Annotated in this window: 14 protein-coding genes; 3 read left to right on the top strand and 11 right to left on the bottom strand. The window is 64.3% G+C overall.

The genetic code is table 11. The annotated features are described in order from the left end of the window. The first annotated feature begins 35 nt into the window (after positions 1 to 35). Complete coding sequence (locus tag MnOB_RS02710) at positions 36 to 1,025, top strand: GlxA family transcriptional regulator (protein ID WP_077521757.1); 990 nt, start codon at positions 36 to 38, stop codon at positions 1,023 to 1,025. On the opposite strand, the gene MnOB_RS02705 is transcribed toward MnOB_RS02710, so the two are convergent. The 11 genes from MnOB_RS02705 to MnOB_RS02655 all read right to left on the bottom strand — a co-directional run bounded on the left by MnOB_RS02705 (position 1,022) and on the right by MnOB_RS02655 (position 12,519). Beyond that, positions 1,022 to 1,552, bottom strand: coding sequence for a hypothetical protein (locus MnOB_RS02705; RefSeq protein ID WP_077521755.1), 531 nt, complete (start codon positions 1,550 to 1,552; stop codon positions 1,022 to 1,024). The genes MnOB_RS02710 and MnOB_RS02705 overlap by 4 nt on opposite strands. A gap of 189 nt (positions 1,553 to 1,741) precedes the next feature. Beyond that, positions 1,742 to 2,374 (bottom strand): c-type cytochrome, encoded by a 633-nt coding sequence (locus MnOB_RS02700; protein WP_077521753.1) that lies wholly within the window; start codon positions 2,372 to 2,374, stop codon positions 1,742 to 1,744. Positions 2,375 to 2,378: 4 nt separating this feature from the next. Further along, positions 2,379 to 2,828 (bottom strand): c-type cytochrome, encoded by a 450-nt coding sequence (locus MnOB_RS02695; RefSeq protein ID WP_077521751.1) that lies wholly within the window; start codon positions 2,826 to 2,828, stop codon positions 2,379 to 2,381. A 3-nt stretch (positions 2,829 to 2,831) separates the two neighbouring features. Beyond that, entirely contained in the window at positions 2,832 to 3,350 is a 519-nt protein-coding gene (locus MnOB_RS02690) for a methylamine dehydrogenase light chain (protein ID WP_371578820.1), read from the bottom strand. 8 nt (positions 3,351 to 3,358) lie between these two features. Next, positions 3,359 to 3,988 (bottom strand): redoxin domain-containing protein, encoded by a 630-nt coding sequence (locus tag MnOB_RS02685; RefSeq protein ID WP_077521747.1) that lies wholly within the window; start codon positions 3,986 to 3,988, stop codon positions 3,359 to 3,361. Then, positions 3,985 to 4,554 (bottom strand): MauE/DoxX family redox-associated membrane protein, encoded by a 570-nt coding sequence (locus MnOB_RS02680; protein ID WP_077521745.1) that lies wholly within the window; start codon positions 4,552 to 4,554, stop codon positions 3,985 to 3,987. The genes MnOB_RS02685 and MnOB_RS02680 overlap by 4 nt, the downstream gene beginning before the upstream one ends. After that, positions 4,548 to 5,768 (bottom strand): amine dehydrogenase large subunit, encoded by a 1,221-nt coding sequence (locus MnOB_RS02675; protein ID WP_077521743.1) that lies wholly within the window; start codon positions 5,766 to 5,768, stop codon positions 4,548 to 4,550. The genes MnOB_RS02680 and MnOB_RS02675 overlap by 7 nt, the downstream gene beginning before the upstream one ends. A 116-nt stretch (positions 5,769 to 5,884) precedes the next feature. Beyond that, positions 5,885 to 6,850 (bottom strand): WD40/YVTN/BNR-like repeat-containing protein, encoded by a 966-nt coding sequence (locus MnOB_RS02670; protein WP_077521741.1) that lies wholly within the window; start codon positions 6,848 to 6,850, stop codon positions 5,885 to 5,887. Between the two features lie 15 nt (positions 6,851 to 6,865). Continuing rightward, complete coding sequence (locus MnOB_RS02665; protein ID WP_077521739.1) at positions 6,866 to 9,226, bottom strand: efflux RND transporter permease subunit; 2,361 nt, start codon at positions 9,224 to 9,226, stop codon at positions 6,866 to 6,868. Positions 9,227 to 9,283: 57 nt separating this feature from the next. Next, complete coding sequence (locus MnOB_RS02660) at positions 9,284 to 11,137, bottom strand: DUF1302 domain-containing protein (RefSeq protein WP_077521737.1); 1,854 nt, start codon at positions 11,135 to 11,137, stop codon at positions 9,284 to 9,286. Between the two features lie 20 nt (positions 11,138 to 11,157). Further along, positions 11,158 to 12,519 (bottom strand): DUF1329 domain-containing protein, encoded by a 1,362-nt coding sequence (locus MnOB_RS02655; RefSeq protein ID WP_077521735.1) that lies wholly within the window; start codon positions 12,517 to 12,519, stop codon positions 11,158 to 11,160. A gap of 557 nt (positions 12,520 to 13,076) precedes the next feature. Between MnOB_RS02655 and qhpR the strand changes: the two genes are divergently transcribed. Both qhpR and MnOB_RS02645 read left to right on the top strand, forming a co-directional pair. Further along, positions 13,077 to 14,072 (top strand): AraC-like transcriptional regulator QhpR, encoded by a 996-nt coding sequence (gene qhpR / locus MnOB_RS02650; protein ID WP_077521779.1) that lies wholly within the window; start codon positions 13,077 to 13,079, stop codon positions 14,070 to 14,072. Positions 14,073 to 14,308: 236 nt separating this feature from the next. After that, positions 14,309 to 15,673 (top strand): NAD(P)/FAD-dependent oxidoreductase, encoded by a 1,365-nt coding sequence (locus MnOB_RS02645; RefSeq protein WP_077521718.1) that lies wholly within the window; start codon positions 14,309 to 14,311, stop codon positions 15,671 to 15,673. Positions 15,674 to 15,964 lie beyond the last annotated feature (291 nt).

The following is a 15,964-nucleotide window of genomic DNA, read 5'->3' as shown; positions in this document are numbered from 1 at the left end:
TACTATGCGAAAGAAGACATACACGAGATTCAGCCATGCCCAGCGTCGCCTTGATCACTCTCGAAGGTTGCTATGCCTCCAGCCTGACCGGGCTGATGGACCTCTTCCAGGTCGCCAACGCCCATGCCCGCAAGCAGTTCGGCGAGCACATGAAGCCCTTCGAATGGAAGTTCGTCTCGCTGGCGGGTGGCCCGGTCAATGTCAGCGGGGGCCTGAGCCTGGCCACGGAATCAATAGCCGGCCACGACCAGACATTCGACCTGGTGTATATCCCGGGCGTCTTCTACAGCGGCCAGGAGGCGTTTGAACGTTTCCTCGAATCCCAGGCGAACCTCTGCAACTGGGTCGCCCGGCAATGGCAACAAGGCGCGATCATTGCCGCCAATTGCACCGGCACATTCCTGCTGGCCGAGGTGGGCCTGCTGGACAAGCGCAACGCCACGACCACCTGGTGGCTGGAGCGGCGTTTCCGACAGCGTTACCCGCGCGTGCACCTCGATGTCAGGCACCTGCTCACCGAGGATGAGCGGTTGATCTGCGCGGGAGGGATACCCACCTACCAGCACCTGGCGCTGCGGATGATCGAGCATTTCTTCTCGCAATCCATCGCCTCGCTCTGCGCCAAGACCCTGCTGGTGGATGTGGGTCAAACCGCGCAAGCAGCCTACCTCCCGCTATCGGACACGGAGGACCATGGCGACAGCCTTGTCGCAAAAGCCCAGTATCGATTGCAGCAGGACATGCGAAAGCCCGTGAGCATAAAGTCGCTGGCGGACGAGCTGTCTGTCAGCCAGCGCACACTCACGCGGCGCTTCAATACCGCGCTTGGCATGCAGCCCATTACCTATCTGCAGAATCTCCGGATAGAAGCCGCCAAACAGCTTCTGGAGATCACCGACATGAACATCGAAACCATCATCATTGAGGTCGGATATTCGGACGCCAGTTCGTTCTCCCGCCTGTTCCTGGCTCGAACGGAACTGACGCCTACTACCTATCGCGACCGCTTCAGGCGCACACGCTAGTGCGGCGAGCTCTCCATCGAAGTGCGCGACTCACCGTCATTGAAAAGCCGCACCCGGCCGTTGTACTTCAGGAAGAAATCATCGGCACTGCCCGTGATCTCCGAATAGCGGCCGGTCAAGGCGATCCGCATCATCTCGATTTGCACTTCCTCCTGATGAACCATGTAGTCGAGGAACGCCCTGGCATCTGCCGGCCCCTGTCGTCGCAGTTCTTTCAACCACTCGAGATACTTCAGCGTTTCGCGGTAGACGACCTTCAGCAACAGTCCATGGCACGCCTTCGGTACTGAGGAAACCGCCCAGGCCTTGAGCCTGCTCCCTATTCCCGGCGTCACGCCAAGTCCCCATCGCCTGGCGGCTGCCTCGTAGCGCGGACCGTTGAACACCTCAAGGTCCCGATAGGTTTTCCAGAACAGGCCGCGCGCGTCTCCCTCAAGGCGCTCCGCCATCCGCCCCACAGCCAGAAAAGCAAAAGCACGATTGGCCAGTTCGTGACGAAACCCTTTGATGAACTCTTTGGAAGGCATTCTGATTGGAACCTCATTGAAGAAATCAGGCACAGCCGTAGGGTGCGCCATGCGCACCGATTCGCTGGCTTGGCGGCGTACTGAACAAGGGGACACGGAACTCTTATTCGCGAACCGCCTGGGGCCGCCCTTTCGCGAGCAAGCTCGCTCCTACAAAAAACTGCAGGCAGCACTTCGACGCCGGATGGATCAGTTCCCGGCCGTACCGGCCGCCAGGCTGCCGATGTAGTCGACGATCGCCTTGCGCTCGGCATCTCCACCAATCTGCAGGGCGATGCCGCGCATCCAGATGCCGTGCTGGTCAGCGTGGCCATCGGCGCCGCGCAGGCCCTGGGCGTAATGGCTGAGTTGTCGTTCCAGGTAGGCCGGATCGAGGATGCGCAGGTTTGCGGTCTTGAGATGGGCATAGCCTTCCCCTTCCGGACCGTGGCAGGCGGCGCAGGTGCCCTGGTAGGCGACCTTGCCGCGGGCGTCGGGCTGGGCGGGGGCGCTGACTGGGCCTGCGTCCTGACCGGCGTAGTGCTGGGCCAGGGGTGCGAAGTCGGCCTCGTCGAGGCTCGCTACCACCACGCGCATCTGGGCGCCGTGGCTGTCGCGGGCGTCATAGCCTCGTCGCCCCGCCTTGAAGCCCTGCAATTGCTGGAGCAGGTAGTCCGCCTGCTGGCCAGCCAGCCGGGGGGCGCCGAGCGCCGGATTACCCTGCCCCCGGTCGCCATGACAGGCGGCGCAGGTTTGCAGTGAGGCGAGGTGGGGAGCCGACTCGGCCTGGGCGCGCAGGGTCGCGGCGAGCAGGAGCACGCCGATGCATATAGGGTGCTTCATGTGTTCAGGTTCCCTCGTGTTGTTGTTCTTCTTGCTGGGCAATACGCTCCAGCAGTTCACGGCGGACACGCTCGATATCCGCGGGGGGAGACTGGCGCCAGAGGTGAAGTTCGGCGCCGGTATAGGGCTTGAAGCCAGCCGGCAGCTCGGCCTGACTGAAGGTTTCCAGCATCCAGTTGAGGACCCCGGCCAGCGCCTCGTCGGAGAGCCCCGACAGCGCCGAACCCGGCACCTGCACCAGGTACTCGCGACCGCCGGGCACGCTGAGGAACTTGCCCAGCTGCCCCGGAAAAGCCGGCACCTGCCGCGCCGGGTTGCCGCTGCCGTCCGGCAGGTGGCAGCCCTGGCAATTGAGCATGTAGTCGAACTGGCGCGGTTCGGTGGCCGAAGCGAACGGCGAGCCCATCACGAACGACGCGGCGAGGGCCAGGGCGGCGGTCACGCGAAATGCCATGGCCTACTCCTTCACCCCGATCACCACCGACAGGGAGCAGTGATAGGGCATGTCGGCGTGGCTGCCGGAGCACCAGTTGAGGTCGTTGGAGCTCTGCGGCCGGTACAACGGCGTGTCGCCCTCATCGCGCTGGCACACGCAGCGCCCGCAATTGCCCTTGCCGCAACAGTCGTTGTAGGAGATCACGTAGTCCTTGTCGTCCGCCGGATTGCGGCAGGTGCCGATCCAGGTGATGTCCGAGCGCACGGTGCCGGGCGGGCAACTGGTCGGCGAGCCGCCGCAGCAGCCGCAGAGGAAGCCGTCGATGGCGCAGTAGCGCCAGTAGTCGCAGCTGTTAGGGTCGCCCTCCTCCACCAGGCCACCGCCGGACTGGGCGAAGGCGTTGCTGCGATACACCGGCAGCAGCGTCGCCGCGCCGGCACCGATCATCAGCGTGCCCAGTCCACCGAGAAACCCTCGACGGGAAGTGCCTCGCGCGGTACGCCGGGTGAAAAGTTCGGTGGCTTCGTCAAACCATCGGATCGCCATGCTCAGTGCACCTGCTGGTAAAGGGAATGTTCGGCCGCCTGGCGCGACGCCTGCCAGGCCTGGATCGAGGAAACGCCCAGGGCCTGAGCCTCGAACAGGCTTTCCAGGTGTTCACGGGTGTTGATCAGGCCATGGGTGACCACGGTGCCGGCCGCATCGATCAGCACGGCGTAGGGCAACTTGCTGATCTGGTAGGCCAGGCCCACCTCACGGGACAGCAGGTAGGGAAAATCCTCCAGACGCTGGGCGGCGATGAAGGCTTCATGGGCAGCGGCCTCGCCGTCGCTGGCCAGTACGATGCGCAACCGGGAGCCTTCCTGCCCGCGTACCGAGCGAAGTACCGGCAGCAGGGTCTTGCACACCGGGCAGGTTTCGGAGAGGAAGAACAGCAGGGTCGACTGGCCCCGCTCGCTGGCCCCACCAAGGTTGACCGAACCGCCGGTTAGGCTCGGCAAGGTGAAGCTCGGCGCCGTCTCGCCAGCCTTGATGGATTTGCCGAGAGACAGGGCTCCCACAGGGCGGATGCGTTCGTGCAGCAGGCCGATCTGGCGTGCCAGGGCCCAGACGGCAATGGTCAGGCCGAGGGTGGTCAGCCAGGAGAAGACGCTGGAGATCATCAGTGTATGTGTCATGGCTCGCTCAACTCTTGCAGGGAAGTACGATTGGCGATCAGCAGGTTCGCCAGCAGGTAGAAGGCCAGGCCGCTGAAAACAGCGCCGGCCAGGGTGATGGCGTCGAACCACACCAAGGGACGACCCTGCGCCGGCAGCAGCAGGTTGAGGGCCGGCAGCAGCAGCACCAGGTTGCGCCACACCAGGCCTCCGCTGGGCGCCTGGGGCCGGCCGCCCCAATGGCAGCCGCAATCCTCGATGTCCGCTCCGCGCCGCGCGCCCAGGGCGAGCACCCCGGCATAGAGCGCCAGCAACAGCACGGCAGGCAGCGCCGCCGGCGGCAACCAGAGGCTCATCAGCACGCCGGCAGCGGCAAGCAGTTCGAGGGCCGGCACCAGCACCCTGAGCAGGTCTTGCGTTCGCCCGATCAACTGCCCGCCCAAAGCGACTCCGTAGCCCTGCAGCACCCGAGCGAAGCCCTGGCCATCGCGCACCTTGTGCAGCCCCGCAGAGCCCAGCAGCAGCACCAGGCCGCCCGCGCTGGCAAGGTGGACCATGGGGTCCTGGAGAAAGGCCGCGATCACCATGGCGCTACCACATTCATGAAGCCCAGGGGAATGTCGCCGACGCTGCGCAGGTGTTCGCCGCTGTCGGCGTCGTAGAGGTTGATGCCCTGGCGCAGCAGCGGTCCCAGGCCGGCTTCGCCCTCGGTCAGGTAGATCCAGGCGGTGAACAGCGAGGGCATGGGCACCAGCCAGTCGAGGCTGTAGAGACGCGGCTGCTCGCCCTGGCTGACTCCGATGGCGGTGCTCTGCTCCTTCAGCTCAACGCGCGCCAAACGCCGTTGCGTGGCGATGTCGTACACCCAGACCTCGGTGCCCGGCTTCTGGTAGTTCTCCGGCTTGTCCTGGTGCATCAGCACGAACAGACGCCCGCTGCGCTCGTGCAGCGCGGTGCCATGGTTGCCGGCCACGCCCCAGCCATCGGCACGCTCCTCGTCGCTGACCAGGGACCACTGCCGGGTGGTCTCGACACCCTCGGCGTTCATGCGGATGCCGTAGGCGTTGTTCTGTTGGGAAACGAAGTACCAGGTATCGCCCTGGCGCACCCCGGTGGTGAGGATCAGGTCCTTGAGCGGATCGAAGGCCGGCGCGGTGCGGGACTGCACGCGGACCTGCCCGGCATCGTCGAGGCCGAGGTGGAAGAAGCCGCCATTGCCGCAGATGGCATAGAAGTCTCGCGGCCCCGCCGGGTAGATAGACGCGCAGCCCGGTGTCGCGACTTCGCCGACGAAGCGGTGGGATTCCAGGTCGACGATGGAAATGGACTGGGCCGGGGTGAAGTTGAGCACCAGCAGGAAGCGCTCGTCGTCCGACAGGACGCTGATCCCCGTGGAGATCAGCGCCGTCATGCGCTTGGCGGGAATGGCGATCTCCCGCTTCGGGCTCAGGGTGCGGGCGTCATACACCGTCACCACATCCGAGCGGGTACCGCGCACGCCCCGGCTGAAGTAGATCTCGGAGGCATAGAGCTCGTCTCGCTTGTGGGAGAAGACCAGGCCGTTGGACCACATGCCGGTGTTCAGCACGCCGAGATTGCGGCCGTCGTCGGCGAACAGGTAGGCGCGACCGTCCACCATGCTGGGAGCGTTGCTGCCCCAGATCCAGAACCAGTCCTGCCCATTGTGATCGCCCAGCACTTGCACATGGGCCTGTTCCGGTTGGAACGTCGCCACGGCGGGCAGCGCCAGGACGGCCAGCGATAGGCCACACAGCAGGTTTCGCAATGAAAGCTTCAGCATAGGGTTGTTCCGATGGCTTGGATTGAGGGCCCGGCAAGCAGCGCCGAGCCTGCAGTCTAGGGATGGCGCCACGGCGCAGGCTTGGCTGGCCGCGTCACCTCGTTTGGCATCTGGCGTCAGGGCTGCGGACGGGTGCCGTTCTCCTGGAGCAGCACACCCGAAGGTCCGAACAGCAGCAGGTCACCGCCGGCCTGGGGCGCCAGCGCCGCCAGGTTCAGGCGGTCTTCACGGATCGTGGCGGTGAAGCGCCCTACCCCGGGGTCCGACAGGCCCACCAGCCCGCCATTGCCCACCAGCGCCACGCGCCCGTCAGGCAGTTGGGCCAGGGAGGTAATGGCCTCGTGGCTGCCGCTGTCCAGCTCACGCCAGCTGTCGCCCTGGTCATCGCTCAGCAGCACGCGGCCGCTCATGCCGGCGAGCAGCACGCGGCCGTCGCGCAGACCGAGCCCCGTCCACAGCGAGCCGCTGGCCCCGGTGTCCAGGGTTTCCCAAGACGAGCCGCCATCACGGGAACGGAAGGCGTTGCCCATTTCGGCGACGATGAACAGGCTGCCATTCGGGCCGGGAAAGACCTGGTTGAGGTGGTAGTCGTCCCCTTCGGCGCCCACGCGGAGGCGCTGCCAGCTGTTGCCGCCATCGCGGGTTTGCGCGGCATAGCCGTAGGCGCCGGTGACGAAGCCGTGCCAGGGATTCTCGAACCAGACCGAGAGCAGTACCGGCAGGCCTTCCAGGTCCGCCTGCCGGGTCCAGGTCTCGCCGCCATCCTCGCTGAGCAGCAGCACGCCACCGTGGCCAACGGCCCAGCCATGCTGGGCATCGGCGAAGCTGACGGCGGTGAGCAGCCCATCCACCGGCACGGACTTGGCTTGCCGCCAGGCCTGGCCATCGTCGGAGAGCACCACCACGCCGTGACCGCCCACCGCCGCCAGGCGTTCGCCGGCAAGGGTCACCGCCACCAGCGGGGCGTGTTGGGGTGCGGCCAGGGGCATGGCCGGCTCGGCGCCCTCTTCGGCGTGCGGGCTGCCACCGCTGGCCAGGATCAGCGCCGCCAGCAGCAGGCGCAGGGAGTGAATCGCGAACATCGACAGTCCTCCTCGTCAGTGCGCGAGCAGGGGCGCACGGACCGGCCCCCGTCGTGGAATCAGGGTGTCCAGCATCACGGCGATGGCCGGCAGCAGGGTGATGGCCATGATCATGTTGACCATGAACATGAAGGTGAGCAGCAGGCCCATGTCGGCCTGGAATTTCAGTGCCGAGAAGGACCAGGTGGCGACGCCGACCGACAGCGTCAGCGCGGTGAACACCGTGGCCACGCCCACTTCCCGCAGGCCCTGCTGGAAGGCGCTGACGATGTCCTGCCCTTCGGCGAGATGCATCTGCAGGCGGTTGTAGATGTAGAAGGCGTAATCCACGCCTATACCCACCGCGAGCACCATCACTGGCAGGGTCGCCACGGTCAGGCCGATGTCCAGCGCCTTCATGAACCAGTAGCCGAGGAAGGTGGCCAGGGTCAGCGGCAGGCAACAGGCAACCATGGCCCGCCAGTCGCGATAGACCAGGAACACCAGCAGCACGATGGTCAGGTAGACGTAGAGCATCATCGGCAGCTCGGAGGTCTCCACCACTTCGTTGGTGGCGGCCTGCACCCCGGCATTGCCGCTGGCCAGGCGCACCGTCACCCCGCCCAGCGGATGCTCGGTGCGATAGCGCTTCACGGCCTCCACCACCGCCTTCAGCGTGCTGGCCTTGTGGTCGGCCAGGTAGAGGTTGATCGGCAACAGCGTGCAGTCCTCGTTGTACAGGCGCAGGGCCTCGGGGACTTGGCGCACCGCCTCGCCGAGTGACGACTCGTCCATCGGCAACGCCGCCCACTTCGGGTTGCCTTCGTTGACGCCGGAGGCCGACAGCTTGGTTAGCGCCGGCAGCGACTGTGCCGAGAGCACGCCGGGCACGTTGCCCAGGTACCAGGTGAGGCGGTCCACGTAGGTCATCACGTCGTGGCGGTAGCAGCCGCCTTCGGGGGTTTCCACCGCCACGGTGAAGAGGTCCAGGCCCAGGGCGAAATGGCTGACCACGCTTTCCACGTCCTGGTTGTAGCGCGACTCCGCACGCAGCTCCGGCGCGCCCGGCAGCACGTGGCCGACATGGCGCCCCTGGCTCTGCCAGACCGCCAGGACCATCAGCCCCAGGCACAGCAGGCTGCCGATGGCGGCATTGCGCGGCTCGGCGATCCGACCGAGGCGGACCATGGCGCCGTCACGCCAGCTGCGCAGACGCTCCACGCGCGCCACGTAGGCGGCGTCGAAGCGGAAGTAGCTGGCCAGCAGCGGCAGCATGATCAGGTTGGTGACGATCTTGTAGGCCACGCCCACCGAGGCGGTGATGGCCAGTTCGCGGATCATCGGGATGGGCACCAGGGCCAAGGTGGCAAAGCCGACGAAGGCGGTGATCAGCGCCAGGGTGCCGGGAATCAGCAGGCCGCCGAAGCTGCGTCGGGCGGCAGTCATGCCGTCGGCGCCGGCGCAGACCTCGCGGGAGATGAAGTTGACCTGCTGCACCCCGTGGGACACGCCGATGGCGAACACCAGGAAGGGCACCAGGATCGCCAGTGGGTCCAGCCCGTAACCCAGCAGGGTCAAGGTGCCGAACTGCCAGACCACCGACACCAGCGAGCAGAACAACGGCAGGAAGGTCAGCACCCAGGAGCGCGTGTACCAGTAGACCGCCAGCGCGGTGAGCAGGAAGGCCAGGAAGAAGAAGCCAACGACGCTCCTGGCGCCCGCGCCGATGTCGCCCATCTGCTTGGCGAAGCCGATGATCTGCACGTCGTAGTCGCCATCGGCGAAGCGGGCGCGCACTTCATCTTCCAGCTGCTGGCTGAACGCCAGGTAGTTCAGGCGCTTGCCGGTCTGCGGGTCCGGGTCCGCCAGTTCGGCCATGACCATAGCGCCGGAATGGTCGTTGGCCACCAGGCTGCCGACGAAGCCGCCTATCAGCGTGCGTTCGCGGATGCCGGCGATAGCCTTGTCGTCGAGGGTGCCGACGGTGACGTCGCCGCCGACCACGTCCTCGGCCTTCATGCCTTCTTCGGTGATCTGCACCGCACGGGTATTCGGGGTCCACAGCGAAGTCACGCTGCGGCGGTCGATCCCCGGCATGAAGAACAGCGCCTGGGTCAGGTCATGCAGGCGGGTCAGCGCCGCCTTGTTCCAGATGTCGCCCTGTTTGGCGTGCAGCACCACGATGATGCGGTTGGCGCCGAACAGCACATCGCGGTACTGGTTGAAAGTCTTGATGAAGGCATGCTGCTGCGGCAGCTGCTTGTCGAAGCCGGCAGACATTTCCAGGCGCAGGGCAAACAGCCCCATGACCACGGTGACGGCGACCAATACGCCCAGTGTCGCCAGGCGATGACGGAAGAAGAAGCGCTCGAGCGCCCACACGAGTGAAGCCAACATGGAATGCCTCGATTCAACGCAAGGCCCCGGCGGCGCGCCGCCGGGGCCACCGCTGGGTCAGAACGAGTAGGAAAGGCTGCCGGCGAGAAAGTCGCGGTCGGCCATCAGGTTGTTGTCACCGCCACCCCAGTACTGCACCCACTGCAGGTTGCCCTTCCAGCGGTCGCGGTAGTTGAACAGCAAAGACGTGGTCAGCGACTTGCGCCCCTCGACGAAGGGCATGGCGTTGGGCGTGGTGCCGTTGACGTCGTGGCTGAAATCAAGCTGCGGCGTGACGGTGATGCCGGTGCCGAACAGGTCCGGGTAGTTGATGCCGATCTCGGCCACGTAACCCCAGCTGGTCTTGTCCGGCAGCGAGTAGTCCGGCAGGAAGTACGGCGTCTCACCCGAGGTATCCAGGTCCGGGTAATGGGCGACCACCGCCTCGGCCAGGATGAAGCCGTCGGAAGCCCCCAGGGCGCTCGGGATGAAGCCCAGCGGATCGTTGGCGGAGAAGCTGTAGATGGCGTTGAGATCGGCCTGCCATTTCTTCTCCTCGACGAAGCCTTTGTGCACCCCGGTATCGAAGACGCTGTATTGGTTGAAGGTGCCGGTAAAGGCCTGGCCGAACGGCACCGTCGGGTCGATACCGACGCTGTCGTTGGGTCGATAGGACAGCTCGCCGGCCACGGCCACCGGACCGACCATGGTGTTCATCGACAGGCCGAACAGGTCCTTGTCCTCGCCGTAGTTGATGAAGAAATTGTCCACTGTCAGGTTGTCCGGGTCGGTCAGCGCCGTGTAGCCAACGAAGGGCAGCTTGTCGTGGTAGCGCTGGTAGTAGAAGCCGAACTCGGTCTCGATGGATTCTGCGGTCCAGCGCAGCGCCACGCCGTACTGGCCGCTGTTCTTCGCCTCACGCTCGCCCCCGTAGGGAACCGCCAGCCCGGCGGCCACCAGGGTGGCATCGTCCAGACCGCTCACCAGCGGATCGCCGCAGTGACCGGTGGGCATAACGGCGGCACAGGTCCCCGCGCCGAGGAGGCCGTCCACATAGCCGCTGGGGTAATAGATGGGCCGCCGCCCCTCCCCCACCACATCCGCCGTGGAGAAGTAGGTGCCCACCGGGTCGAGGCCGTAGGCGTTCCATTTGAACTGGTAGTAGCCCTCCAGGCTCAGGGTGTCGGTAAGGCCCAAGCTGAAGGACGCCATGGGAGCGGCGATGAACACCTCCTTCAGCTGGGTGCCCGGGGTGTGGTACTTGGGCAGGCTGAGGGCGTTGATCTGGTTGATGCCGCCGGTGACGAAGATCTCCTCGCCCCAGCTGATCACCTGGTTGCCGGCCTTGATCTTGGCCGGCATGTCGCCCACGTCGAAGCTTTTCGCCACCCACAGGTCCAGCAGGTCGAAGCGCTCGGTCGCGTCGCGCTCGGCCTGGTCGTCCAGCTCGGTGCGGCGCGTGTCGTCCATCTTGAAATCCTTGGCCCACGCGACTCGGCCCAAGGCGCTCCAGCCATCACCGAACTTGAGGCTCAGCTCGTGGGTGCCCTTGATCACATGGGAGAACACATCGTGCTTGTGATAGTTCAGGTTGCCGTCGTCGGCGTTGCTGTAGTTGATGTCGGCGTTGGCATAGCCGTTACCGCGGCTGAGGTTGTAGAAGCGGCCGAGTTCGTTACTGGTGCCGGTGTTGCAGCCGCCGTTGTCGCCGCCCAGCAGGTGGCAGTCCGGGGACTCCAGACGGGTGGCGAAGCCATAGGACAGCGTCGAGTCGAAGCTGCCCGAAATACCGTCCTCGGAGCCGAAGGTGAACGCCTGTCCCTGCTCCGGCCAGAGCAGCCCGGAAGCGGCCATCACGGCCAGGGCGAGCAGATTGCGGACGCACGGGGTCCCTTGCGCTGCCGGGGCAGCGCATTGTTTGTGGTGGTTCATCGAGGGGTTCTCCGGACCGATCAACGCTCGCCGCGACGGCGCAGTTCGCTGGGATTGAACAGACTATCGGTGACGCGCCCTTCCAGGCCCGCCGTCAGGTCGAGGACCTCGCCTTCCTGGGTGAACCCGTCGGCCAGGTAGCGGCGCGCCACCAGGTCATAGCTGACGTATTCGAAACTGGTGCATGCCTGGATGCCGGGGTCGGCCCACTGGCTGCCTTCCTGCACGCGCCAGAGGTTGCCCTTGGCGTCGAACATATCCACGTGCAGCAGGTTCCAGCTGTCCTCGTCGAAGAACATCACCCGCTTGGCGAAGGAGTGGCGCTTGTCCGCCTTCACCGTTGCCTCGACCACCCAGACGCGGTGCTTCTCGTAGCGCTGCACGTCGCGATTCAGGTAGTCCGCGCCCATCAGGTCCTGGTACTTGTTGGCCTTGTCCACCAGTTTGTAGGAGTTGTAGGGCACCACCATCTCCTTCTTGCCGATCAGCTTGAAGTCGTAGCGGTCCAGGGCGCCGGTGAACATGTTGATCTGGTCGACGAAGTACAGGCTGTCGCTGCCGGCGACGGGGTTGTCGTAGGCGAAGGACGGCGCGCGGCGCACCCGGCGCTGGCCCGGGAAGTAGATCCAGGCGTCCTGGGGGCGGTCCAGCAGGCTGTGCAGCAGGTACATCTCACCCGCGCGGGACGACGGCGAGAGCACGTCATACAGCAGCTTGGCCTCGATGTCGTCGGTGTCGGCCGGCGATTTCACTGCCGGGTCGTTATAGGGGTAGAACTCGGTGGCCCACTGTTTCACTTCGAAAAGGTCGCCACCCTTCTCCCGCATCAGCAGGGATATCTGTGCCCGGCGCGCCTTGGCCATGTAGCGCAGCTTGAAGTTCCACAGCACTTCCACGCCGTTCTGCGGCATGGGGAACGGTACCGCCGCACCCACGGCCTGCTCCAGATGCCAGCCATCGCTGCCGATCCGGCTCTGCCCGGCGTTGGCGCGGGTGCGCTCGGCCACCTCGGCCGGAACAGCGCAGCTGCGATGGGTCGGATAAACGTCCAGGCGATAACCCGGATAGGTCTTGATCAGCGCGGCCTGCCCTTCCGGCAGTTGCGCCTGGTACTGGCCGACGTTGCTGGCGTCGATGGAGTACAGCGGCTTGTCGGCACCGAAGGGGTCGCCGTGGCCCGGGGACCAGCCGGCCGGCGGCTTGGTCAGGCCGCCGTCCCAGGCGGGAATGCTGCCATCCGCATTGCCGGCCTTCTCGGCGCCGATGGGGGTGAGGTCACTGCCGAGCCGGCTCGGGTCGACGGAAGAAGCGGCCTGCAGGCCAGTGGCACCGAACAGCGCGCACAGTGCGCCGCCCAGTAAGGAACGCGGGAAGAATCTCATGGGGTTCTCCTGAGGTTTTTGTTGTGATCTTTCAGGAACGCGGCACTCCGCGGACGCGAAGGGTCAGCGGGAGGGCGAGGCCCTAGGCATGGAAAGGAGATGCTGCGTGAATACCGGCATCGAGTCGGTTCTGGGTGTCGTTGCGGTCATCGAACTGGCCCCGCTAATCTTGTTCTTGTTTGGATGAGCGACCTGCTCGTGCAGGGAAAACAAGGCCAGTCATCACGACCTGGCCAAAATCTTCAGGCTCACCTTGGGCACAAAATTATTGGAAGGCCGGCGCCAAGGATTGCCCGCTTGCGCCAGCCCGTTTGGCATCTCGCGCCATCGGTTTCACGACGAATCAGTAACGGGTAAGCGGCGACTGCCGGAACGGCCGCGACCCATTGCCCTTGCGCAACAAGGAGCGGATGATCCGCGCCGGCTCGCTGAGCCGACGAACGTCCACATGCAGCGGGAACAGGCGCATTTCCAGCACCTACCTGATTGAGGCCCCCAAGAGGCACGCCCGGCAACGAGGGGTCGTCGACGACATAACCAGTAAGGCTGTGGAACCAATGAGACCAGTGCGTACAGTCCTCTCAGAGAACTTCTTCCGCCGCTTCAGAGAAGTCTTTGCGCCACATCTCGACGCGGTTGGATTGGATACCCGGTTACTGGAAAGAGCGGACGTCGAGATACCCGGCGAGCAGTACGTCGCGCTCTGGGAAGCCGCCGGAAAGTCGAACCCGAGCATCGGGCTCGTGCTTGGCAACCAGACGGAAGCCGATGATTTCGGCGCGCTCGGACATGCCTTGCACTGCGCCCCCAGCGTCGAAAAATGCCTGAGGACGCTTCACCAGTTCATCGTTGTCTTCGCACAGGAGTCGACATTCAAGTACGAGACGGACGCCCGCTTCGTCTACGTCGATTACCAGGTCTCCGATCCAACCGTCATTCATCGAAGGCAGGATGCCGAGTTCGCCATCGCTTCCGTCTTTCGACAGCTCACCTTGATCACGAACAGCCAGATAAAACCGTCTCGTGTCGATTTCGAGCATGACCGGCCAGCCGACCTGTCGGAGCACAAGCACATCTTCCAGTGTCCGCTCTACTTCAATCAGCCTACGAATCGACTTTACCTGCCCATCGAGACGCTGAAGCTACCGGTGTCGCATGGCAATGAGCGCCTGTACAAGGCACTGGAGCCCTACCTCGAAAAGGAACGCCAGGAGCGCTACATACCGGACGAGCTTCTGGCGCAGATCACCCGCCTGATCGCAGCGGACATGAGCAGCGGCGCGCCCTCCCTCGTCGACATCTGCGAACAGCTCGGCGTCAGCCGGCGGACTCTGCAGCGTCGCCTCAAAGAGCAGGGAATAGAGTTTTCGGCGCTGGTGGAAGATGTACGCCGAGAGTTGGCGCTGGCCTACATGAAGGACTCGGAGTACTCCATGACGGAAATTTCCCTGCTGGTGGGCTATTCCGAGTCGGGCTCCTTTACCCGAGCATTCCGGCGCTGGACCGGACAGTCTCCGCAACAATACCGCGCCGCCAACCGACCCCGGCACTGACCCTCCCCCAGCCAGGTGCTTGCTGCTGTATCCAGCAAGTACCTGAGCCTCTTCATGGCGCGAACTGCTGAAAGTTCTGGCACCCCCTGCCAATTCGCTGCCTGAGCTGCCCGCTACCCTGAGTAGCGCCTCGATCACGCACCTGCCATCCGTGTCCCGCGCGCCCAACCGGACTCCAACGACGTTGCTTTCCCAAGAACATGGCGAAGCCATGCACCAATAAAGAGACTGAAAGCATGACCGACAAGACAGCCTCACCGTCAGATGATAAATCCTTCTGGCAGCATGACTACGGACATTACTCGCCCAACGCGCCCCTGACAGAAAACCTGAAGGCGGACGTGGCAATCATCGGCGGCGGCTACACCGGGCTGAATACCGCCTGGCAGTTCAAGAAGGACAACCCCAACGCTCGCGTCGTCGTGTTGGAAGCTGCGGTCATAGGCTTCGGTGCAAGCGGCCGCAATGCGGGTTTCAGCACGAAACTCTTTGGCCTGGAACCGGAGATGGTGTTGCTCCGCTGGGGCAAGCAGAAAATGATCGATGCTCACCACTATCTGAAAATGGCGGTGGCCCATACCCGGAACCTGATCGAGGAAAACGGCTTTCAATCGGACTACCGCCATACGGGCCTGGTTCGTATCAGCTACTCCGAGATGCAGTTGGGTCGTTTGAAAAAGACCCATCAATTGCTCCAGGACCTCGGCATCGATGGCGACCTGAAGTGGCAGGACAAGACTCAGGTTCAGCAGGACTTCCATTCCGAACGTTTTATCGGCGGGATCTATGAATCCGACACCGGGTACCTGAACCCCTGCAAACAGGTCCGCGAGCTCAAGCGTCTGACCGAGTCGGCCGGCGTTTCAATTTACGAAACCAGCCCGGTCACCCATATCGAAAGGACTGCGTCGGCAATCATCGTCAAAACGCCGGGCGGCAATGTCACGGCCGACAAGATCGTGGTTGCGACCAATGCCTACTCACGGCAGGTTCCAGACACCCGCAAACTCAAGACTCGGCAATTCCCGCTCTGGACCTACCAGGTCGTCACCGAGCCCCTCAGTAGCGATCAGTGGAAGAGCATCGGCTGGAAGGAACGGCAGTCGTTTGGCGATAACCGGCAGATGCTCCATTACTATCGCCCCACCGTGGATGGCCGGATCGTCATAGGTGGTGGTGACGCGGTCGTCTACCGGACGGACCCCATGGACGAAGTGCCCTCGCCCATGAGCTGGCAGCACTGCGAAGCCCATTTGAAATGGATATACCCGCAACTGAGAGACGTGCGCATCGCCTATCGGTGGGGCGGCCCTGTCTCGGTGAACACCGACATGGTCCCCGAGATCAGCTTCATCGATGACGAACGCATCATCTATTCGGGCGGTTGCTTTGGCCACGGCGTAGCCCTGACCCACCTCAACGGCCGAACCATCGCAGACCTGCTCGAAGGCAAGAAAACCGAATTGACCGACTTCTGGATCGTGAACAGAAAGTCCATCTCCATGTCGAGTGACACGCTTTCTTTCCTGGGTGGCAGGGCAGCCCGTGGAGTACTCAAGGCCTGGGATTGGTGGGAAGAGCGAAGCTTGAAGAGCAGGTGATGGAAGCGCCTCGATTCCGGGATCGGCTTGCGCGCCACGTCAAACCGCTGGTGCGCACGGCGCACCCTACACGGTCGTTCGCGAATGAATTCGCTTCCACAATGCCGACCGTAGGGTGCGCTGTGCGCACCGATTCCGGGATCGGCTTGCGCGCCATGTCAAACCACCGGTGCGCACGGCGCACCCTACACGGTCGTTCGCGAATGAATTCGCTTCCACAATGCCGACCGTAGGGTGCGCTGTGCGCACCGATTCGGGGATCGGCTTGCGCGCCATGTCAAACCGCTGGTG

This window comes from Metapseudomonas resinovorans (assembly GCF_002003485.1).
Classification (GTDB): domain Bacteria; phylum Pseudomonadota; class Gammaproteobacteria; order Pseudomonadales; family Pseudomonadaceae; genus Metapseudomonas; species Metapseudomonas resinovorans_D.
The sequence above is the reverse complement of the archived record's forward strand: the minus strand, read 5'-3'. Positions and strand labels throughout refer to the sequence as shown.

Excerpts from the sequence above, each read along its gene's own strand:
- MnOB_RS02710 (WP_077521757.1), top strand. The coding sequence starts at position 36 with ATGCCCAGCGTCGCCTTGATCACTCTCGAAGGTTGCTATGCCTCCAGC.
- MnOB_RS02705 (WP_077521755.1), bottom strand. The coding sequence starts at position 1,552 with ATGCCTTCCAAAGAGTTCATCAAAGGGTTTCGTCACGAACTGGCCAAT.
- MnOB_RS02700 (WP_077521753.1), bottom strand. The coding sequence starts at position 2,374 with ATGAAGCACCCTATATGCATCGGCGTGCTCCTGCTCGCCGCGACCCTG.
- MnOB_RS02695 (WP_077521751.1), bottom strand. The coding sequence starts at position 2,828 with ATGGCATTTCGCGTGACCGCCGCCCTGGCCCTCGCCGCGTCGTTCGTG.
- MnOB_RS02685 (WP_077521747.1), bottom strand. The coding sequence starts at position 3,988 with ATGACACATACACTGATGATCTCCAGCGTCTTCTCCTGGCTGACCACC.
- MnOB_RS02680 (WP_077521745.1), bottom strand. The coding sequence starts at position 4,554 with ATGGTGATCGCGGCCTTTCTCCAGGACCCCATGGTCCACCTTGCCAGC.
- MnOB_RS02675 (WP_077521743.1), bottom strand. The coding sequence starts at position 5,768 with ATGCTGAAGCTTTCATTGCGAAACCTGCTGTGTGGCCTATCGCTGGCC.
- MnOB_RS02670 (WP_077521741.1), bottom strand. The coding sequence starts at position 6,850 with ATGTTCGCGATTCACTCCCTGCGCCTGCTGCTGGCGGCGCTGATCCTG.
- MnOB_RS02665 (WP_077521739.1), bottom strand. The coding sequence starts at position 9,226 with ATGTTGGCTTCACTCGTGTGGGCGCTCGAGCGCTTCTTCTTCCGTCAT.
- MnOB_RS02660 (WP_077521737.1), bottom strand. The coding sequence starts at position 11,137 with ATGAACCACCACAAACAATGCGCTGCCCCGGCAGCGCAAGGGACCCCG.
- MnOB_RS02655 (WP_077521735.1), bottom strand. The coding sequence starts at position 12,519 with ATGAGATTCTTCCCGCGTTCCTTACTGGGCGGCGCACTGTGCGCGCTG.
- qhpR (WP_077521779.1), top strand. The coding sequence starts at position 13,077 with ATGAGACCAGTGCGTACAGTCCTCTCAGAGAACTTCTTCCGCCGCTTC.
- MnOB_RS02645 (WP_077521718.1), top strand. The coding sequence starts at position 14,309 with ATGACCGACAAGACAGCCTCACCGTCAGATGATAAATCCTTCTGGCAG.